The sequence below is a fragment of the Leifsonia sp. NPDC014704 genome, assembly GCF_043083605.1.
GTDB lineage: Bacteria > Actinomycetota > Actinomycetes > Actinomycetales > Microbacteriaceae > Leifsonia.
Genome location: NZ_JBIBYW010000003.1, coordinates 1 through 19773, shown reverse-complemented (window position 1 = coordinate 19773; position 19773 = coordinate 1). Strand labels below are relative to the sequence as shown.

Sequence of the window (19773 nt, the reverse complement as noted above, 5' to 3'; positions counted from 1 at the left end):
GGGCACGCTTGGGGCGAAGTTGCCTCATCCAGAGCACACGCACCAAGGTGCATGCGATCACCGCGGCCATCGCCAGGAGAACGGCCAGCCCGTAGACGAGCAGCAGGACCGTCAAGAGCGCGTACGTCGACGGCGCGACAAACATCAGCGCGTCCAGGACGAGCCCGGGGACAAGAAGTGGCAGCACAAATCGCAGCGCGACGGCCACGAGCTGGTGTCGACGCCTGATCTGGACCGTGGCCTCGCCCGATCTGAGCAGGTACAACACGCCTTGAGTGCTCGCGATCCACGTCGAGATGACGGTCGACGGAGTGATGAGCGCACGATCGAGCCTGGATACGTCTCTGAGACGGCCGCCTGTCTTGCGCGCCTTGCGCTCGCACTCCTTCTGGGCGGCCAGCAAGTATGCGTCGATGGTGATGCGGTTGACACGGCGGCGACTCGCGCGGTCTCGGACGGGGACGGGGGGAGAGGTCGATCCGATCTCGGACATCTACCGCGCCTCCTCAGCCAGCCGCGCGAGCGGGGTGCCGGGGAGGTCGGCCGGCGAGAGCGTTGCGGCGATGGCCGCGTCGAGTAGCTGCTCCGCTAGTGGGTCGATCAGGTGCTCCACCATGGGCAAGGCAGGGTCCGACCCCAGGGTCACCTCGACTGGGGCTTGGAGCCCGGGGACGGCCAGGGCACCGGCCTCGACGGCACGCGCTATCGCTTCTCCGTAGGTATCCCACTCGCGCCGCTTTTGCGCGTCCAGCTGCTCGAATTGGTGTCGGATTCGGTCGAGTCGTGACTCACGTGCATCGGAGAGCCGCTTGTATTCGGCTCCCGCCTCGGGGGAGAAGGGGATGAGGAGCGAGCGCCACGAGGTGTCGCCTGCTCGTATGTCGCGTTCGATCCGGTCGGTCCACTCACCCCATTCGGTGTCCTGGAATGAGCGCCATGCCTCCCAAGACCACGGTGGGGCTGCAGGGTCCGCCGAAGTGAGCTCATTGGGGCCAGTGACCTCGTACACCCACCCGTAGGATGCCGGATCGGGTGCCGGGTCTGCCTTCTCCGCCTGTTCCACTTGGGCGTCGATCGCCTGCTCCGCGTCGTCATACTGTGACAAGGCGTCGGTTCTGGTGGCGAGGATCTCGTCAACGTCGACAACCACCCGCACCGGCTCGGTGCGGTGTCGCCAGAGGTCCGATGGCTCGGTCCCGACGGTCGCGTACAGCAGGTCCTCTACTTTGGCCGCTTCCCACGATCCGGGGCGTCCAGCGAGTGCGCGTTCGATACCGCCGAGGTTGGCCGCGGCACCCGCTAGAGCGAGTGTGACGAACTCGGCCCAGTCAACAGGGTCAGATTCCGTCGGGTGCGGTTCCAATCGTCCGGACGGAGTCTGGTGCAGGCGCGGTCGACGCTGCCTGCCGGCTTCGGTGAGGGTCGCGATGGCGTCGTTGAGCACCTCGGAGAGTGCACGCTGTGACGGGTGTCGCGCTGGCGCGGTTTCGAGCCTGCCGTACGCGACGGGGTTGGCTGAGCTGTTGTCCAGCGGATCGCGCTGACCGATCAGAGGATGGGTGGGGTCTGGGAGGCCGGTGATCGCGACGCGGCCGTCGTGGAACGTCACCCCGCTGATGCTTCCGGCCATCACGACGATGCCGCCGGAGGCGATCAGCAGCAGCTGCGCGTCGGAGACCTTGTCCAGTCGGGCACGCCACACGCCTCGGCCTCGTTCCCACAACTCGGCCGTGGGCAGGCCGTGGGCAAAGCCGATGCGATCCCGTCCCAACGCGTCGGGCTGGGGTGCGGGCTTGTCGGAACCGAGCTTGATTCGGACGACGTCGACTTCCGAACGATCTGTCATGGGTGGAGAGTAGCGCACTTCAACGCCATCGCGCCATGATTTTAATAGTTGACTAATGCAAACATGACATAATAATTATTATCAGCGATCATTTTTACGCACATTCGAGATCAGCCGAAGTGCGAATGCGGCGATCACGCTCCGTTGGAACCTGGCAGTCGATGTGCTCGCCGGAAAGCCGTCCCGCCGCCGCAGGCTGCCGGACGAGTTCCCGGACAACGTACGCGAAGAGTTGATCGAAATCGTGGACGTGCTGCTCGCACGGGCGAACCTTGTGCTCGACTAGCCGGCGACGGGGCAACGGCGCCCTCGAACCAGGTCGTCATCGCCGCCCGTGCCCGTGGGGTGCACAAGGCGGCCTTGCCCGGGGACGGCCGCATTCGCCTCGGCGGCCGCCGTGGCGACGTGCAGGGCGGCATCGACGGTCTTGTGGGCGGCGAGTGCCGCCACGAGGCCGCCCAGGAATGCGTCGCCGCTGCCGGCCGGATAGCGGCCGGTCAGCGTGGGCGCGACGAGTCGGTGAGCTTTTCCTCCGAATACCGCCGCGCCGGGGCGCACGCCGTCGGTCACCACAGCGTCGCATGCCCAGCGGACGGCGAGGGCGCGTGCCGCCTCCTCCGCCGGGACGTCTGCGCCGAGCAGTTCGGCCGCCTCCGCGCGGTTGACCTTCACCAGGTCGGCCGAGCCGACGAGCGCGCGCAGGCCTTCGCCGGACGAGTCGACGCCGTCCGCACCCCGGCAGCCCGGGCCTGGTCCAGCAGCCGCGCCAGGTCGCGCAGTCCGATGCCGGGCGGGACGGAGCCGGAGACCAGCAGCCAGGCGGGCAGCGCGTCCGTGAGGGCGGCCTCCACCGCGGCCACGATGCCCGCCCAGGCGTCGGAGGACAACGGCGTCGCCGGCTCGTAGAAGTCGGTCGAGCTCGCCGCGCCGTCGTCGGCCACCACGGCGACGCACGTCCGGGTCTCCGCCTCGAGCGGCACCACCGTGGCGTCGACGCCGTCGCGCTGCAGTTCGCGGGCGATCCATGCGCCGGGTTCGCCGCCGAGCGGGATCACCGCGCGCACGGAGGCGCCGAGCGCCGCGGCCGCGCGCGCCGCGTTCAGCGCCTTGCCGCCTGCGACCTTCGTGGCGCGCTGCACGCGGTTGACGGCCTGCGGCTTCACGGCGGCCACCTCGTACGTAACGTCGACACTCGGGGACAGCGCGAGAGCGAGGATCACGGCCGCTCCTCCCAGGGGCGGATGCGCCCGAGGACACGTCCGCGGCCGTCGCGCAGTACCTCGAGCGCAGCGGCAGAGACCTCCTCGGGCGTGTGCCAGCGCGTCCCGTCGTCCGGCCCTGTCGTCCAGCCGAGCTGCAGCACGTCCGGCCGGATCGCCGGCTCGCGGTGGACAAGATCCGCCGCCGACGATGTGCGGATCAGCACGACCCGTCCGCCCACCGCCCGCGTCAGCGTCGGCAGCGACTCCGGTGAGACGGCGGGCGCGTAGACGACCGCGCGGTCCCACCGCGCTTTCCCGATCGCCTCGGTGACCGCCGCGACGGAGGTCGCATCCAGGAGGATCGTGTGCGCGCCGTCCGGGGCGGGACGGGTGCGGGCGATCCCGGTGACGTCGTCGCCCGTGGCGACGAGCATCGCCGCCAGTGGCGCGAGGATGCCGGAGGCTCCGACGACCAGGGTGTGGACGGCCATGTCGATCAGAATGCCTGCGGGCCTACGGCCGCGCCGCTGCCGCCCTGCAGGAAGTCTAGGTCGGCACCTTCGTCGGCCTGGGTGACGTGCTCGACGTAGAGCCGGGTCCAGCCGCGCTCGCTCCCCGGCACCTGCCGGGGCGCCCACGCCGCGCGCCGCGCGTCCAGCTCCGCGTCGTCCACCTCGAGGGTGAGCGAACGGGAGGGCACGTCGAGCGCGACGATGTCGCCGCTGCGGACGAGCGCCAGCGGTCCGCCCGCCGCCGCCTCCGGCACGACGTGCAGCACCACCGTGCCGTACGAGGTGCCGCTCATGCGGGCGTCGGAGATGCGGACCATGTCCTCCACCCCGGCCTCCAGCAGCTTCCGCGGCAGCGGCAGGTTGCCGACCTCGGGCATGCCCGGGTAGCCGCGCGGGCCGACGTTGCGGACGATGAGGATGTCGTCGGCAGAGACGTCCAGTTCGGGATCGTCCGCGTCGCGCAGGTAGTCGGTGAGCGCATCCCACACCAGCGCCCGGCCGCGGTGAGACATGAGCGCCGGGGATGCGGCCGACTGCTTGATGACCGCGCCGCGCGGCGCCAGGTTGCCGCGCAGCACCGCGATGCCGGAGCCGGCCGGCTTCACCGGGTTGTCGAGCGCGCGGATCACCTCACGGTCGTACACCTCGGCGCCCGTGTAGTTCTCGCCGAGGGTGCGGCCGGTCACGGTCAGCGTGTCGCGGTGCAGCAGGTCGCCGAGGGTCTCCGCGAAGCCCGCGGTGCCACCGGCGTACTCGAAGTCCTCCATCAGGAAGCGCCCGCTCGGCATCAGGTCGGCCAGCACCGGCACATCCCGGACCAGTGTGTCGAAGTCCTCGAGCGTCAGCTCGACGCCGACGCGGCGGGCGAGGGCGAGCAGGTGGATGACCGCGTTCGTCGAGCCGCCGAGTGCCGCGTTGGCGCGGACGCCGTTCTCGAACGCCTCGCGCGTGAGGATGGCGGACGGGCGGAGGTCCTCCTCCACCATCTCGACGATCCGCCGTCCGGCGAGGTGCGCGGCGGTCGCCCGGCGCGAGTCGTTCGCAGGAAGGGCGGCGGTCCCCGGCAGCTGCATCCCCATGTACTCGGAGATGCACGCCAGGGTCGACGCGGTCCCCATCGTCATGCAGTGCCCCTGGCTGCGCGCCATGCAGCCCTCGGCCTCGGCGACCTCGTCCGCGCCGATCTGCCCGGCGCGGTACGCCTCGGTGAAGCGCCACACCGACGTCCCGGAGCCGATGTCCGACCCCCGGTACTTACCGTTCAGCATGGGACCGCCGGTGAGCAGCAGCGTGGGAAGGTCGACGGAGGCCGCACCCATCAGGTACGCAGGCGTCGTCTTGTCGCAGCCGGCGAGCAGCACTACACCGTCCAGCGGGTTGGCCCGGAGCGTCTCCTCCAGATCCATCGCGATCAGATTGCGCAGCAGCATCGCGGTCGGGCGAACCAGTGGCTCGCCCGCGGACGTGGTCGGGAACTCGAACGGCACCCCGCCGGCCTGCCAGATGCCCCGCTTCACATGCTCGGCCAGCGCACGCAGATGGATGTTGCAGCTCGTCAGCTCGCTCCACGAGTTGGCGATGCCGATGACCGGGCGCCCGCGGAAGCTGTCGTCCGGGAGGCCCTCGCTGCGCAGCCAGGAGCGGTGCATGAAGCCCGTCTTGCCCTCGGCGCCGAACCACTGCTGGCTGCGCAGACCGGATCCGGTTGCCGCCTCCCGCTCCTCCTTGCCCAGGTTCCGCGCGCTCATGCGAACCTCGACAGGAAGCGGGCCTGCTCCGCTAGCAGGTCGTCGGTCAGCGCAGCCGCGCGGTCGGCGTCGAGGACGGCGCCGTCGGCGATCATCGCCTCCACGACGAGGTCGCGGTCACCGGTGAGCGCGGCCTCCACCGCGATGTCCACCGACGACAGGCGGCGGCTCAGGATGGCCGTGAGCGGCTTCCCGAGGTCGGGCACGAGCACCGGCCGGACACCGCGGGCGGTGGCGACACCGGGGATCTCCACCGCCGACCAGTCCGGCAGCCCCGGCACCAGACCGCGATTGACGACGTTGCAGCTGAACATCTCGCGCGAGTCGAAGGTGATCGAGCGGATGATCGCGATCAGCTGCTCCTGCTCGCCGCCGCTGCGCTCGAAGACGCTCTGGTCGAGCGGCTCCTCGCCGAGCGCCTGGCGCTTCATCCCCTGATACCGGTCCTCGCCCCACTCCAGGATCTCCGGAAGGGAGAAGGCGTCGACGCCCAGCTTCTTGCCGTAGTAGTCGCCCGATGCGAACCGCTCGGGGAAGAACTCGACGACGTGACGGTCCCCGGCCGCCGCGAACGCACCGTAGCGCTCGAACAGCTCCCACGCGAACGGGTTGTGCCAGGCGGTCGGCTTCTCGTAGAAGATGTTGCCGATGTCGCCCGGGTCCGGCGCCTGGGCCAGCTCGCGCCGCACGCGCTCACGGATGAGCGGCCACGCGTCCTCGCCGTCGAGGCGGAAGTCGTAGATGAACGTGAGGTGGTTGATCCCCGCGTACAGCGTCGAGGTGCGCTCGAAGGGAGCGTCGATGAGCTGGGCGAGCTCGCGCTGGATGTGGTGCATCCCGTGACAGAGGCCCACCACGTCGAGGCCGGTCTCCTGGTGGATGGCCTGCACGTTGGCGGTCATCGGGTTGGAGTAGTTGAAGAAGAAGGCGTCCGGCGCGAGCTCGGCGATGTCGCGCGCAACCTCCACCAGGACCGGCGTCGTGCGGAGCAGCCGCGAGATGCCGCCGGGCATGATCGAGTCGCCGACCGGCTGGAAGACACCGTGGCGCTGCACGATCTCATGGTCGCGCTGCCACGCCGGCCGGCCACCGACGCCCACGCACGTGACGATGAAGTCCGCGCCTGGGAGGACCGCACGGCGGTCGGTGCTGCTGGTGACGCGGATGCTGTCGCCGGCCCCGCGCGCCGTCACCATCGCCTCGGCCAGCCGGGTCGCCACGTCGAGGGCGACCGGGTCGACGTCGACGAGTCGGATCTCCCACGACCCCAGATCGTCCGCGCCGATCAGGTCGGCGAGGAGTCCACGGGTGAAGACGGCGGATCCCGCCCCGATCAGGACGAGCACACGGTCTCTGCTGGTCATCGTTCCTCCTGTCCTGTCCGTCAGGCCGCGGCGCGGGCCCGGAACACCACGCGGTTGCGCAGCTCGCCGATGCCCTCGACGCCGCAGGCGACGACATCGCCGTCCTGAAGGTAGCGTGCGGGCTGCCGGAACGCGCCGGCGCCGGCCGGGGTGCCGGTAAGGATGAGGTCGCCCGGCTCCAGGGTGACGCCGTCCGAGATGAAGGCGAGGAGGGCGGGGATGTCGAAGATCATCGCGCCCGTATCGTCGTCCTGCAGCAGCTCGCCGTTGACGGTGGTGCTGATGCGGTGGCCGTGGGCATCCCCGAACTCGTCCGGGGTCACCAGCCAGGGGCCGAGCGGGGTGAAGGTGTCGAACGACTTCCCGCGGCTCCACTGGACGTCGGCGAATTGCACGTCGCGGGCAGAGACGTCGTTGGCGACGGTGTAGCCCGCCACGTCGTCGAGCGTTGCGGGGGTGTAGCCGCCGCAGCGCCGGCCGATGAGGAGGGTGAGCTCCGCCTCGTAGTCGACCTGGCTGGTGACTTGCGCCGGGACGACGATGTCGGCGGTCGGTCCTACGATCGAGCTGGTGTACTTGGCGAAGGTGAGCGGTCGCTCCGGCTGCGTGAAGCCGGTCTCGCTGGTGTGGTCGGCGTAGTTGAGGCCGACGGCGATCATCTTGCCCGGCTGGGCGACGGGGGCGAGGAGTTGGAGGCCAGCCTCGTCCGTGATGGTGGGCCAGGCGTCCGCCTCGCCAGCGGCGGTCGCGGCGATGGCGCTGAGCGCGTCGGTGATCGTCCCGGGCGCGAGGCGGACGTCGGTGCCGCGGGCGACGACCACGCGGGGCGTGCCCTCGATGAGGGCTCGTGCGATTCTCATGTCTCTCCTTCGAAGCTGATCCTTCACAATCCTGTCACAAGCGAGCAGAAATGAGCAAGAATAAGCACATGCTTTCAGAACAAGTCGCCGCGGTGGACCCGGCGCAGCGCACGGCCGGGGGCGCGACCGTTGCGCAGGGCGTCTACGGCGCCCGCGGCAACCTCGAGCTCATCGCCTGCGACCAGAAGGACGGCCTCTGGGTGTTCTGGTTCAACGCCGACCGGGAGTCGGACCCGCCTGCGGCGCCCGATGTCCCGCCCGGCACGTGGAGCAGCGGCTTGGCCTTCGCCCACGGCGTCGGGTACCGCGACGCCTGGATCGCGCAGTCGCCGCTCGGACCCGACCACCTCGAAGCGCTCGCACTCCGCGCCGACGGCGTGTTAGAGAGCTGGTACTGGTCGCCCCGCGCGGGCTTCCAGCGGCGGCCCGGCCCGGTCGCCACGGCCGCCTCGTCCTTCCGCGCGGTGCACCACGACGGGAGTGTCTTGCTCGAACTGACGGACGAGGGCGGGCGCACTCGGCACCTCCTCTCGACGCCGAACGGCTACCCCGCCCGCAGCTGGCGCGAGACGCGTTCCGCGTTCGCGGCCGCCGACCCCGCTGCAGATCTCGCGCTGCTGATTTCGGCGGGCGTCGATCCGGCCGCGGTCGCCGTGGACACCCTGCGATCGGCACCGTCCACCCGTGCCGGCGGGACCGTCGAGGTGATCTGGCGCGACCCTTCCGGACGCCTCCACCACCTTGGGGTACCCCGGTCCCCCGCGACGGACGCGTGAGACCGGGGCTTCGACTCAGTTGACGCGGTGGATCATCGTGTTCGCGAACTGATAGCGGTATCCGGCTGAGCGGACCGCCTCGTCGTGGCGGGGGCTCTGCCCGTACGAGGAACCGTGCAGCCAGACGAAGGCCGGCGCCTCCTGGCCCGTTACCGCCTCCAGCTGCCGCTTCGCCCCGACGACCTCGCGTTCGATGTCGTCGTCCGACAGCACCGTGTCGAAGCCCTCGTGGTGGGCGGTGTGGGGGAACACGACGTGCCGGGCGCTGAGGTCGGCGACCTCGTCCCAGTCCATGGCGATGCGTCCGCCCTTCGTGTCCTCCTCGACCAGCGAGATCCAGTGGGCGCGGGCGAAGGCCTCCTGGTGCTCCGGGTCGCAGTCGACGAACGACGTGGCGATCGGGAACCACCCGGTGATCCCCAGCTCGTCGCACAGCGGCGCGGCCACGGTCGCCGAGTTCCGGTAGCCCTCGTAGAACACCGGGATGAGGCCCGGCTTGTCCTTGTGCCAGGTGCCGGTCTCGAACAGCCGGTCGAGGTCGTCGAGGGTGACCGTCGCGTAGTCGCGGGCGAAGCCGGCCAGCTCCCGGGCGAGCTCGTCGCGGGCGACGCGCGGGGTGGAGTGGTAGTTGACCACGCGGATGAAGTGGCCGCGACGCAGCTGCTCGCGCTGCGCGGTGAACGACGGCCGGGTCATCGGGCGTCCCCTTCCTGGATGGGCGCCGCACCGGGCGCGAAGTTCGTGAACGCCAGCACCTGCATGGCGGTGATGACCGCACCCTCGTCCTCATCGCGCGCCCACGGGACGAGGGCGGCGGAGTAGCGGTCGAACACGTCGGCGAAGGCGCGGCCCTCACTCAGCTGCGCTCCCTCGGGGGACGCCGGGATCGCCCGGCGCTCGTCGGCGAGCCCGAGGACCATCGGGATGCCCTCCCGCTCTAGCCGGCGGTCGTGGCACGCGCGCATCAGGCCGACGATGTCGCCGGCGGCGAGCAGCGCTGCCGGCGAGGGCTCCCCTTCGTGCGAGCTGGGGCCGCTCACGGTTGCGGACATGGGGATGGTCTCCTTTCAGACGGCCACGGGCGCCGAGACGGCGAGCAGCAGACCTTGGACGGTGGAGGCGATCGCGTCGCGCCCGGAGGCGATCGCCGGTCGGGGGTCCGCGGCGCCGCCGAGTGCGGCGGCGACGGCGGAGCTGTAGGCGGCCGAGAGCGCGGTGCCGACGTTGACCTTGCGTATGCCCGCGTTGACCGCGTCCCGGATCCCCGCATCCGGGACGCCGGAGGAGCCGTGCAGCACGAGCGGGACGGGCACCGCCTCTCGGAGCCGCCGGATCAGGTCGAGGTCGGGCGCCGCGGTGCGCTCCCGCATCGCATGGGAGGTGCCGACCGCGACGGCCAGGCCGTCGACGCCGGTGGCCGCGGCGAAGGCGGCGGCCTCGGCCGGGTCGGTCCTCACGCCGAAGGCGTGCGCGCCGTCCTTGCCGCCGATCTCGCCGAGCTCCGCCTCGATCCACAGGCCGGCCCGCTGGCCGAGCGCGGCGACCCGGGCGGTCTCCGCGACGTTGTCCGCATAGGGCAGCGTGGAGGCGTCGAACATGGCGGAGGTGAACCCGAGTGCTGCGGCGGCCTCCACCAGCGCCGGATCCTCGCAGTGGTCGAGGTGCAGCCCGACCGGGACCTCCGCCGCGCGAGCGAGCGCGAGGCAGGCGGAGCCGATCGGGTCCAGTCCGCCGTGGAAGCGGATCGCGTTGTGGCTCACAGACAGCAGCACCGGCAGCCCTGCGGCCTCCGCACCCGCGACGATCCCCTCGGCGAACTCGAGGGTGATGACGTTGAAGGCGGCGACGGCGGGCAGGACCGAGCCCGGTGCGAGGAGCTCTCGGGGGCCGCTCAGCATGTCTCGACGGTGACGCCGGCCGCGCGGAAACGCTCCAGCGCCTCCGCCTCTGCGCCGTCGTCGACGATGAGCGTGTCGATCGCGCTGATCGGGACAAGGCGCGCCGGTCCGCGCTGCGCGAGCTTGCTGTGGTCGGCGAGCATGATCAGCTTCGGGGCGGACGAGGCGAGCGAGCGGTCGGTCTGCGTCTCGCTGAGGTTCGTCCCGGTGACGCCGATCTCCGGGTCGATCCCGAAGGCGCCCGAGTAGACCTGGTCGATGCCGAACTCGCCGAGGCCCGCGATCGTGAGGTGCCCGAGGAGGCTCATCTCGGTGCGGCGCAGGAGCCCGCCGAGCACGATGATCTCCAGGTCCGGGTACTGCGCCAGCCGGTTGACCACCATCAGACTGTTGGTCACGACCGTCAGGCCGCGGACGGCACCGAGATACGGCAGCATCGACTCGGTGGTCGTGCCGCCGGTGATCAGGATGGTGGAGTTGTCAGCCACGTGCGCGGAGGCGGCCTGGCCGATCCGGCGCTTCTCCTCGGCGAAGGCGATCTCGCGCAGGGGGCGCAACGGCTCCACGTCATCGGAGAGCGGTGCGGCGCCTCCGTGGATGCGCTCGATCAGCCCGCGCTCCTGCAGGTCGTTGAGGTCGCGGCGGACCGTGGACGTGCTCACCCCGAGCAGGCGCGCCATCTCGTTCACCGAGCCCGTGCCGTACGCGCGGATGTAGTTGAGCAGCTCGCGCTGCCGCTTCGGTCCGAGCAACGGTTCAGTAGCCTGAGACACGGTCCACCTCATTCACGATCGGCCGCCCGTCGGCGAGCCTGGTCAGGTTCTCGACCACCAGGTCGAGGGTCTGGGCATGGTACTGCGGGGCGAGACCTGCGACGTGCGGGGTGACCAGCGCGTTGGGCTCCGACCACCAGACGGAGTCGGGAGGCAGCGGCTCGTCGTCGAAGACGTCCACGGCGGCACCACCGATCCTTCCGTCGCGCAGCCGCTCGAGCAGTGCCGCCTCGTCCACGATCCCCCCGCGCGCGATGTTGATCACCAGCGCACCGGGCGGCAGCAGGTCCAGCTCCCGCGCCCCGATCATCCCACGCGTCAGCTCGGTGAGCGGGACGACCACCACGAGGATGTCGCTGCGCGTCAGCACCTCGTCGAGCCGGTCCATCGGCAGCACCTGCGCGCGGTCGCCGTCGGCGGTCTGCCGGCCGGTGTCGAACTTGGCCTGCGCCGCATTGGGCACGCCGGTGCGGCTGAGGCCGAGCACGTCCATCCCGAACACGCTCGCCAGCCGCGAGATCTCGCGGCCGATGCGGCCGTAGCCGATGATGCCCAGCGTGGAGCCGGCGAGCTGCCGGGGCGTGAGGGTTGCCAGGCGTTCGGCCGGATCCGGCCAGCTGCGGTCGTTCCTGTGCCGCACGATCAGCGGCATCCGGTGCGCCAGCTCCAGGACGGCCATCATCGCGTACTCCGCCATCGGCACCGGCGCGATGCCGCCGAGCGTCGCGAACGGCACGGCGCTCGCCCACAGCCGGGTCTCGCGCACGTGGTCGACACCGGAGGTGTCGAGCTGCACGCAGCGGAGCGCCGGCACCTGCTCCGGCTCCGGGAACCACGCGGTCGTGTGCAGCAGATCGACGCGGCGGAGCAGATCCGCGGGGGCCGCGGCCGCCTCCGCCGGAGTCAGTCGGTGCACCTCGACCTCAGGAAGCCGGGCGGTGAGCTCGGCGAACCAGGCATCCGGGAGCGGCAGGGTGGACAGATAGGTGACGGTCATTTGATTCCTGTTCGGGCGAAGCCCTGGACGAAGTAGCGCTGGAAGGCGAGGAAGAGGACGACCATCGGCAGCACGGAGATCAGGGCCAGCGCCATGATCGAGTTGTAGTCCGGGGCGGTCTGGTTCTTCAGGTACAGCATCCCGATCGGGAGGGTGAAGAGGTCGTTGTCCTTGAGGGCGATCAGCGGCCACCCGAAGTCGTTCCAGCTGCCCAGCAGGGTGAGCAGCACCAGCACCGCGATCAGCGGCTTGCACAGCGGCAGCACCACCTGCAGGAAGATGCGGACGTGCCCGGCGCCGTCGATCCGCGCCGCCTCCACGATCTCGTCCGGGATGCCGATGAAGAACTGCCGCGAGAGGAAGATTCCGAAGGCGGCGGCCGCGCCAGGGAGGATGACGCCCCAGTACGTTCCGAAGATCCCGAGGCCAGCGACCAGCTTGAACTGCGCGACCATGATCGCCTGCACCGGGATCATCATGGTCGCCAGCGCCAGGATGAAGACGGCGTTGCGGCCGCGGAAGCGGAGCCGGGCGAACGCGTAGCCTGCGAGCAGGTTCACCGTGACGGTGAACACCGTGACGAAGATGCCGATGACGGCCGAGTTCCCGAACCAGGTGAACACCGGGTACTCGGTGAGCACATTCACGAAGTTCTCGAGGGTGAACGTGCTCGGCCACAGATGCAAGCCCGGCTCGAACACCTCCCCCCGGGGCGAGAACGCCACCACGCACATCCAGTACAGCGGGAAGATGACGATCGCCGACACGACGACCGCAATCAGCATGCGCCAGCCCATCCCCTTCCTTGCCTCGTCGGAGCCGCGGCGGCGGGCCGGGCGGCGCGGGGTATGGGCGGGCTCGTCGACAGCGGTCGCCACCTCGAGCAGGACGCCTGAGTTGTCGGTCATGGTCTCTCCTACTCCACCAGGTCGCGGGTCCGGCTCGTCTTCCACTGCACGAACGTGAAGGCGAGCGTGATGAGCAGGATGACGATGCCGATGGCGGCGCCGTAGCCCTGCTCCCGGATCTGGAAGCCGTTGCGGTACGCGTACGTGACCAGCACCGAAGTGGCGTTGCCCGGGCCCCCGCCGGTCATCACGAAGATGAGGTCGAACACCTGGAACGACGCAATCACGTTCATGATCAGGAGGAAGAACGTGGACGGGCCGACCAGCGGGACCGTCAGCCTCCGGAACTGTTGCCAGCGGCTCGCGCCGTCGATCCGTGCCGCCTCGTAGAGCTCGGGCGAGATCGACTGCAGGCCGGCCAGGTAGATAATCATGTTGAAGCCGACGCGCAACCAGATGGCCACGATGACCACCGAGATCATCGCCGGCACGCCCTGCGACTGCCACGCCACCGGGCTCAGACCGAGCGCGCTGAGGATCTTGTTCAGGAGGCCGCTGGACTCGTAGAAGATGATCATCGCGATCATGCCGGAGGCGACCCCGGAGATGACCATCGGCAGCACGATGATCGTGCGGAAGACGCCACGCGCCGGCAGCACCGAGTTGAGCAGCACGGCCAGGCCGAGACCAGCCGCCAGGTCGATCGGGACCGTGAGCACCGTGAACACGAGGGTATTCCACATGCTCTGCCAGAAAACCGGATCGGAGATCAGCCGGACGTAGTTGTCCCAGCCGACCCACTCCGGCGTGCCGAACCCCTTCGTCTCCTGGAAGGACAACTGCAGCGCCCAGAGGATCGGCAGGAACAGGAAGATCGCCATCAGCACGAGGTTGGGGCCGAGGAACCCCCAGCCGACGAGCGACTCCTTGAACCGGGCGGCGCGGCGCGCCGCCCGGGGGCGGCTCGACGCGATGGTGCCGTCGCGCCGCCCGCGGGCGGTCATGGTGGACATTACTTCGTTGCTTCCTTCACCGCGTCGGACAGCTTCGCGAGCGTGTCCTTCGTGGACTGGCCGCCGATGAAGGCGGCGTCGAGCTGGTCCTGCAGGGCGGTGTTGATGGCCGACATGGCCGGCGAGGTCAGCTGCTTCACGTCGCTCGGCTCGATGGTCGTGGCCTGGTCGACGAACGCGGGCATGACGTCCGGCCGCACGGCGTAGGCGATCTTGTCGCCGCCGAGGTCCGTCCGGGTGGGCAGCTCGTTGGTCGCGGCGCAGAAGGCCGACATGCTGTCCGCCTGCACCATGAACTTCAGGAACTCGGCGGCGAGCTTCGGGTTCTTGGTCGCCTTGGTCGCGACCAGTGCGTTGCCGCCCAGGTCGGTGGCGCCGCGCTCGTCCTTCGGCATCGGGATGGCGGTCCAGTCGAACTTGGCGAGGTTCGCCATGTCCGGCACGAGGAACGAGCCGAGGAAGCCCATCGCGGCGGTGCCCTCGGAGAAGAGGGAGTCGGCGTACGTGGACGACTTCACCGAGCTCGTCGGCGGCACCCACTGCTTCTCGAAGAACGACTTGGTGAAGTCGAGGGCCTTGGTGCCCGCGGCGGAGTCGATCGCCGGGGTCTTGCCGTCCGCGTCGATCAGCTTCCCGTTGGCCTGGAACAGCCAGCTCAGCCAGCGCGCGGCGCCCGCCTGCTGCCAGTTGTAGACGAACGGGTACTTGTCGGCGGGGAGGGAGGCGCGCAGCTTGGCGGCGACGTCGGCGAACTGGTCCCAGGTCCACGCGTCCTTCTGCGTCTTCGGGAGGGTGGAGGTGTCGATGCCCGCCTGCTTCAGCATGTCGAGGTTGACCAGCAGGGCCGACACGTCGGTCTGGTGCGGGACGCCGTACGGCTTGCCGTCGTACGAGACCGCCTGCCACATCGCAGGCTGGAACGCGCTGATCTCGCTCTTGCTGAAGTAGCTACTGAGGTCGAGGAGCTGGTCCTGGCTCGAGTAGACACCGAGGTTGCCGTAGTCGACGCGGAAGACGTCCGGTGCATCCCCCGACGACAGCTGCGCGTCGATGTTGGAGAACATCTGCTCGTACGGGACGACGTTGAGCTTGACCGTCGCGCCCTTGTGCTCGGACTCGAACTGCTTCACCAGCTTCTTGAACGAAGCCTCCTCGGACTTGCTCGCCCAGGTGGTGAACGTGAGGTTTCCGGAGGCCGAGTCGCCCCCGGAGCCGCTGCCGCCGCCGAAGCCGGAACAGCCCGCGAGCGCGAGCGCCGAGGCGAGAGCGACCCCGACGAGGGCCGTGGCCCTCCTCTTGCTGAATTTCACGCTGCGATCTCCTTCGTGATCGTGGCGACAGCCGGTGCTTCGCTGCGCCAGAGTGGTTTCCGGCAGTATTCAACAAACAACATCAATTAGTCAAGAACTTCCATACTCTGCTCATTTCTGATTGAATTTGCTCAGATTGTTCGAGCTCGCTCACCGACCAAGGAACACAAGTATGAACGAATACGCCTCTGACGCCGGCGCCGTCACCCGCGCCGAGCTCACGAGCCAGCCCGAGGTCTGGGCGGCGGCTCTCCAGCTCCCCACAGCGCAGCTCGCGCTCCTCCCCGCCGCCGGCGAGAAAGCGCTCGTCATCGGGTGCGGCACCTCGTACTACATCGGCGACGCCTACGCGTACCTGCGCAACGACGCCGGGCTCGGGCGCACGCGCGCCGCCATCCCGACGGAGCTCACCTGGGTCGACGACGACGAGCACATCGTCGTGATCTCCCGCTCCGGGACCACGGCCGACGTCATCGACGTGGTGCGCCGCTACGGCGCCACCCACCGCATCACCGGCATCCTCGGCGACGTGGACACCCCGCTCGGCGAACTGCTCGCCGACCGGACCGTGCACCTGGGCTTCGCCGACGAGAAGTCGATCGTGCAGACCCGCTACGCGACCACCGGCCTGACCACGCTGCGCGCGTCCATCGGCGCCGTCCCCGACACGCTGGTGGCCGACGGGCGGGCTGCACTGGAGCTGCCCCTCCCCGCCGACCCCTCCGACCTGCGCCACATCGTGTTCCTCGGCCACCGCTGGAGCGTCGGCCTCGCTTACGAGGCGGCCCTGAAGGTGCGGGAGTCCGCCGGTTTCTGGACGGAGTCCTACCCGGTCTGGGAGTACCAGCACGGCCCGATCTCGTGCGCCGGGCAGGGCACCCTGGTGTGGGCGCTCGACGAGCTCCCCGACGTGGTCGCCGACGACATCCGCTCGACCGGCGCCGAGGTATACGTGAACGACCTGGACCCCCAGGCGAACCTCGTCCTCGTACACCGCCTCGCGCTGGCGCTCGCGCTGCACCTCGGGCGCAACCCCGACACCCCGCCGTATCTCAACCGCTCCGTGCTGACCACCAGCTGATGCCGCTGGTGACCGTCGCGATCCTCCCGCATTCCGCGGAGGCCGCGCTGCTCTCGCGCGTGGCCGATGCAGTCGCGGACACCCTCGGCCTCGCGCAGGGCGACGTGATCGCCCTGACGACACCGGTGCGCTCCGCCGCCGTGAGCGGCCGCGGCCCACTGGCGACGTGGTGGCCCCTCCTCACCGTGCACGGCTCGGACCGCGGCGAGGAGGCCATGCGCGCCGCCCTGGCGGCCGCGGAACACGCCATCATTGCCTGGGGAGAGACGAACGGTGTCGCGATCGAAGGAGTGTGGACCGAGTGGGCGCTGCCGCTGAACCGCTGAACGGATCCGAGCTGCTCGTCCTCGGCGAGCTCTGCGTTGACCTCATCATCCCGGTCGACGACGAGATCCGCTTCGGGCAGCACGAGCAGCTCGTCCCGGCGACGACGCTCACGATGGGCAGCTCGTCGGCGATCACCGCGTGCGGTGCAGCGGCACTGGGCACCGGCACGCGCCTGATCAGCGTGCGGGGAGACGACACGTTCGGGCGATTCCTCGACGCCGAGCTCCGGCGCCTGGGAGTCGGCACCGCACTCATCCGCGTCGACGCCACACTCCCGACCGGCGCCTCCACCCACCTGACCCGGCCGGACGGCGACCGCGCCATCCTCACATCGCTCGGCTCGATCGGAACGGTCAGCGCGGACGATGCCCCGGATGCGGTGCTGCGCACCGCGCGCCACCTGCACGTCGGCTCCTACTTCCTGCAGACCGCGCTCCAGCCCGACGCCCGCGCGCTGTTCGCCCGCGCCCGCGCACTCGGACTGTCCACCTCGCTCGACGGCAATTTCGACCCCTCCCAGGATTGGGACAGCGGCGTGCTCGACGCCCTGGCCGAGGTCGACGTCCTCTTCGGCAACGATGCCGAGCTGTGCGGCATCGCCAGGGACGACGACGCCGCCTCCGCGGTGCGTCTGCTCCTCGACCGGATGCCGGAGGGTGCGATCGTGGTTCGCAAGCTCGGTCCCGCCGGCGCGCAGGCGTGGGAACGGATCGGTTCCGGCCTCCGCGTGCTCTCCTGCGGCATCCCCGCGGTGCCCGGCGCTCTCATCGACACGGTCGGCGCCGGCGATACCCTCGCCGCCGGCTTCGTCTCCGCGCGCCTGCGGGGTGAGCCGACAGGCCGCAGCCTCGCCATCGCCGTCTCCTGCGGCTCCGCCTCCACGCGCGGACCCGGCGGCGTCGGCGCCCAACCAGGGTGGGACACCGCCCGCTCGCTCGCCGCGACGCTGACCGTCGCGCAGAACGGAGACTGACCATGCGTATCCTGCTCATCGGCGCCGGCGGCGTCGGGAACGCCATCGCCAAGATCGCCGCACGCCGGGCGTTCTACGAACTCATCGTCGTGAGCGACTACGACCCGGCGCGTGCACAGGCCGCCGTCGACTGGATCCGCGCACGGCACGGCGACGAGGTCGCCGCGCGCTTCATCGCGGCCCGGATCGACGCCTCCGACCCGGCCTCGGTCGCCGCGGTCGCCCGCGAGCACCGCGCCACCCACGTGATGAACGCGGTGGAACCGAAGTTCGTGGAGGCCATCTTCGCCGGAGCCAGGGACGCCGGGGCCGACTACTTGGACATGGCCATGAGCCTCTCGCACCCGCACGCGACCGACCCGTACTCGCAGCCCGGCGTGAAGCTCGGCGACGCCCAGTTCGCCGAGGCGGACGACTGGGAGGCCGGCGGCCGCCTGGCCCTGGTCGGCATCGGCGTGGAGCCGGGCCTCTCGGACGTCTTCGCCCGGTACGCCGCCGACGAGCTGTTCCGCGAGATCGACGAGCTGGGCACCCGCGACGGCGCCAACCTGGTGGTCCGCGACGACGACGGCAACGAGATCTTCGCGCCGTCGTTCTCGATCTGGACCACCATCGAGGAGTGCCTCAACCCTCCCGTCGTGTGGGAGAAGGACCGCGGCTGGTTCACCACCGCGCCGTTCAGCGAGCCGGAGGTCTTCGAGTTCCCGGAGGGGATCGGCGCCGTCGAGTGCGTGAACGTGGAGCACGAGGAGGTCCTCCTGATGCCCAGGTGGGTGGACGCCCGCCGCGTCACCTTCAAGTACGGGCTCGGCGAGGAGTTCATCGGCGTGCTCAAGACGCTGCACCTGCTCGGCCTCGACTCGACCGCGCCGCTCCGCGTCCGCAGCGCCTCCGGCCCGGTCGAAGTCGCGCCGCGCGACGTGGTCGCCGCGGCGTTACCCGACCCCGCCGGCATCGGCCCCCGGATGACTGGCAAGACATGCGCCGGCCTCTGGGTCACCGGCACTGGCACCGATGGCGCGCCGCGGGAGGTCTACCTCTACCACGTCGCCGACAACGAGTGGACGATGCGCGAGTACGACGCGCAGTGCGTCGTCTGGCAGACCGCCCTCAACCCCGTGATCGCGTTGGAACTGCTCGCCACCGGTGCGTGGTCGGGCGCGGGCGTGCTCGGTCCGGAGGCCTTTCCCGCCGGTCCGTTCTTGGAGCTAATGGCCCGGCCGGAGGCGGACGGCGGCTACGGGCAGGCGTGGGGTCTCGAGGAGCGCATCCCCTCTCGGTAGGGATCTGCGTCACGGGGTTCGCACAATGCGGCCCAGGCCGGAGCTCACTATCTGGCTGGCTCTGGAGGCGATGCATCTGCTCGGCGAGCTGCTGCGCCTGCGGGACCGATGTGCGGGGTGCGAGATGCCCCCAATGCCTGAGGGCTCACCCGACTCCGGGCGTCGAAGAGAGCATCCAAGCTCCCTCAGCTGACGCGAGGAATATTACCAGCGTAACTTTTCTGTCACTTTTTACAGCGTTTTTTGACACGTAGGAGTCAATGCTGGGTAGTCTTGGGACATGGCCACCCTGACACCTTCGGGTCTGCACCGCAGTACCAACAGGATCGATGAGCACGAAATCGTGCGCCAACTGAACGACGCGCTCGGAGCGACACTCGTGGCGGCTCTGGCCGGGGTCAAGAGTCGGCAGCAGCCCAACGATTGGGCCAAGTCTGGCGGCGGGATGCCGCGGCCGGACGCGTGGAATCGCCTCCAATTCGCGCACCAGATCTGGACGGCGCTGCAGGAGGAAGAAGGCCGGGACATCGCCCGTCGCTGGTTCATCGGCGGGAACCCATTGCTGGGCGAGAGCACGCCGATCATGGCCATCCGCGAAGACCGTCATGCTGACGTGCGCCGAGCGGCGCAGGCCTTCATCGACGGCGACGTCGACGAATGACGCCGGCGGAACCACGCATCTGCACCATATCCGGGCTGCGTCTGATCCCCGTCGATCAAGCGGTGGGGTTCCATGTAGCAACGGCTCGGTGGAAGCAGCCGTCTGCGCCGCTTCGGACTCCGGATGTGCACCGACAGGAATGGGGACGCTTCGACACCCTGGGCCGTACGTACTATCTCGCTGAGACGCCCGAGTGCGCGTTTGCTGGCTCTTCCCAGATGAGGGTGTAGGTCGGCCGGGCGCGTCGGTCCGCAGATAGACGTCGAGATCTCCCGACGACGGAGGTTCCTACGCCATCCAT

Annotated in this window: 22 protein-coding genes; 6 read left to right on the top strand and 16 right to left on the bottom strand. The window is 69.9% G+C overall.

Going from position 1 to position 19773, the window contains the following annotated elements; translation table 11 throughout:
- The 8 genes from ACF1AJ_RS19140 to ACF1AJ_RS19105 form a co-directional block, all read right to left on the bottom strand.
- Nucleotides 1–493: hypothetical protein (locus tag ACF1AJ_RS19140; protein ID WP_391508794.1), on the bottom strand; the 493-nt coding region annotated here is incomplete at its 3' end.
- Nucleotides 494–1846: a hypothetical protein gene (locus ACF1AJ_RS19135; RefSeq protein WP_301220714.1), complete on the bottom strand. Its 1353-nt coding sequence runs from the start codon at nt 1844–1846 to the stop codon at nt 494–496.
- A gap of 282 nt (nt 1847–2128) precedes the next feature.
- Entirely contained in the window at nt 2129–2518 is a 390-nt protein-coding gene (locus ACF1AJ_RS19130; protein ID WP_391508793.1) for a PfkB family carbohydrate kinase, read from the bottom strand.
- Complete coding sequence (locus ACF1AJ_RS19125; protein WP_391508792.1) at nt 2515–3066, bottom strand: PfkB family carbohydrate kinase; 552 nt, start codon at nt 3064–3066, stop codon at nt 2515–2517. The genes ACF1AJ_RS19130 and ACF1AJ_RS19125 overlap by 4 nt, the downstream gene beginning before the upstream one ends.
- Complete coding sequence (locus ACF1AJ_RS19120) at nt 3063–3539, bottom strand: hypothetical protein (protein WP_301220712.1); 477 nt, start codon at nt 3537–3539, stop codon at nt 3063–3065. The genes ACF1AJ_RS19125 and ACF1AJ_RS19120 overlap by 4 nt, the downstream gene beginning before the upstream one ends.
- A 5-nt stretch (nt 3540–3544) precedes the next feature.
- Nucleotides 3545–5308 (bottom strand): IlvD/Edd family dehydratase, encoded by a 1764-nt coding sequence (locus ACF1AJ_RS19115; RefSeq protein ID WP_301220711.1) that lies wholly within the window; start codon nt 5306–5308, stop codon nt 3545–3547.
- The gene (locus ACF1AJ_RS19110; RefSeq protein WP_301220710.1) at nt 5305–6672 is read right to left on the bottom strand and encodes a hypothetical protein; all 1368 of its coding nucleotides are present in this window, start codon (nt 6670–6672) and stop codon (nt 5305–5307) included. The genes ACF1AJ_RS19115 and ACF1AJ_RS19110 overlap by 4 nt, the downstream gene beginning before the upstream one ends.
- Before the next feature lie 20 nt (nt 6673–6692).
- Nucleotides 6693–7532: a fumarylacetoacetate hydrolase family protein gene (locus tag ACF1AJ_RS19105; RefSeq protein WP_301220709.1), complete on the bottom strand. Its 840-nt coding sequence runs from the start codon at nt 7530–7532 to the stop codon at nt 6693–6695.
- A gap of 68 nt (nt 7533–7600) precedes the next feature.
- On the opposite strand from ACF1AJ_RS19105, the gene ACF1AJ_RS19100 reads away from it, so the two are divergent.
- A complete protein-coding gene (locus ACF1AJ_RS19100) occupies nt 7601–8308 on the top strand; it encodes a hypothetical protein (RefSeq protein WP_301220708.1) in 708 nt (235 codons plus the stop codon).
- A gap of 15 nt (nt 8309–8323) precedes the next feature.
- Here ACF1AJ_RS19100 and ACF1AJ_RS19095 read toward each other — a convergent pair whose 3' ends face one another.
- From ACF1AJ_RS19095 to ACF1AJ_RS19060, 8 genes are read right to left on the bottom strand one after another with little or no spacing between them, the layout of a single operon-like run.
- Nucleotides 8324–9004 carry a polysaccharide deacetylase family protein gene (locus tag ACF1AJ_RS19095; protein ID WP_301220707.1) on the bottom strand — a complete coding sequence of 227 codons (681 nt, stop codon included), beginning with the start codon at nt 9002–9004 and terminating at the stop codon, nt 8324–8326.
- A complete protein-coding gene (locus ACF1AJ_RS19090) occupies nt 9001–9360 on the bottom strand; it encodes a hypothetical protein (RefSeq protein WP_301220706.1) in 360 nt (119 codons plus the stop codon). The genes ACF1AJ_RS19095 and ACF1AJ_RS19090 overlap by 4 nt, the downstream gene beginning before the upstream one ends.
- 15 nt (nt 9361–9375) lie before the next feature.
- On the bottom strand, nt 9376–10206 hold the full coding sequence (locus ACF1AJ_RS19085) for a class II fructose-bisphosphate aldolase (protein WP_301220705.1): 831 nt from the start codon (nt 10204–10206) through the stop codon (nt 9376–9378).
- The gene (locus ACF1AJ_RS19080; protein ID WP_301220704.1) at nt 10200–10979 is read right to left on the bottom strand and encodes a DeoR/GlpR family DNA-binding transcription regulator; all 780 of its coding nucleotides are present in this window, start codon (nt 10977–10979) and stop codon (nt 10200–10202) included. The genes ACF1AJ_RS19085 and ACF1AJ_RS19080 overlap by 7 nt, the downstream gene beginning before the upstream one ends.
- The gene (locus tag ACF1AJ_RS19075; protein ID WP_301220703.1) at nt 10963–11976 is read right to left on the bottom strand and encodes a D-2-hydroxyacid dehydrogenase; all 1014 of its coding nucleotides are present in this window, start codon (nt 11974–11976) and stop codon (nt 10963–10965) included. The genes ACF1AJ_RS19080 and ACF1AJ_RS19075 overlap by 17 nt, the downstream gene beginning before the upstream one ends.
- Entirely contained in the window at nt 11973–12884 is a 912-nt protein-coding gene (locus tag ACF1AJ_RS19070) for a carbohydrate ABC transporter permease (RefSeq protein WP_301220702.1), read from the bottom strand. Before ACF1AJ_RS19070 ends, ACF1AJ_RS19075 begins: the two co-directional genes overlap by 4 nt.
- Before the next feature lie 8 nt (nt 12885–12892).
- The gene (locus tag ACF1AJ_RS19065; RefSeq protein WP_301220701.1) at nt 12893–13837 is read right to left on the bottom strand and encodes a carbohydrate ABC transporter permease; all 945 of its coding nucleotides are present in this window, start codon (nt 13835–13837) and stop codon (nt 12893–12895) included.
- Entirely contained in the window at nt 13837–15147 is a 1311-nt protein-coding gene (locus tag ACF1AJ_RS19060; RefSeq protein WP_301220700.1) for a sugar ABC transporter substrate-binding protein, read from the bottom strand. The genes ACF1AJ_RS19065 and ACF1AJ_RS19060 overlap by 1 nt, the downstream gene beginning before the upstream one ends.
- A 172-nt stretch (nt 15148–15319) precedes the next feature.
- On the opposite strand from ACF1AJ_RS19060, the gene ACF1AJ_RS19055 reads away from it, so the two are divergent.
- The 5 genes from ACF1AJ_RS19055 to ACF1AJ_RS19035 all read left to right on the top strand — a co-directional run bounded on the left by ACF1AJ_RS19055 (nt 15320) and on the right by ACF1AJ_RS19035 (nt 19472).
- Complete coding sequence (locus ACF1AJ_RS19055; RefSeq protein ID WP_301220699.1) at nt 15320–16228, top strand: SIS domain-containing protein; 909 nt, start codon at nt 15320–15322, stop codon at nt 16226–16228.
- Nucleotides 16228–16554: a hypothetical protein gene (locus tag ACF1AJ_RS19050; protein WP_301220698.1), complete on the top strand. Its 327-nt coding sequence runs from the start codon at nt 16228–16230 to the stop codon at nt 16552–16554. Before ACF1AJ_RS19055 ends, ACF1AJ_RS19050 begins: the two co-directional genes overlap by 1 nt.
- A complete protein-coding gene (locus tag ACF1AJ_RS19045; protein WP_301220697.1) occupies nt 16530–17528 on the top strand; it encodes a carbohydrate kinase family protein in 999 nt (332 codons plus the stop codon). The genes ACF1AJ_RS19050 and ACF1AJ_RS19045 overlap by 25 nt, the downstream gene beginning before the upstream one ends.
- A gap of 2 nt (nt 17529–17530) precedes the next feature.
- Entirely contained in the window at nt 17531–18811 is a 1281-nt protein-coding gene (locus ACF1AJ_RS19040) for a saccharopine dehydrogenase family protein (protein WP_301220696.1), read from the top strand.
- Nucleotides 18812–19091: 280 nt separating this feature from the next.
- On the top strand, nt 19092–19472 hold the full coding sequence (locus tag ACF1AJ_RS19035; protein ID WP_301220695.1) for a hypothetical protein: 381 nt from the start codon (nt 19092–19094) through the stop codon (nt 19470–19472).
- Nucleotides 19473–19773 lie beyond the last annotated feature (301 nt).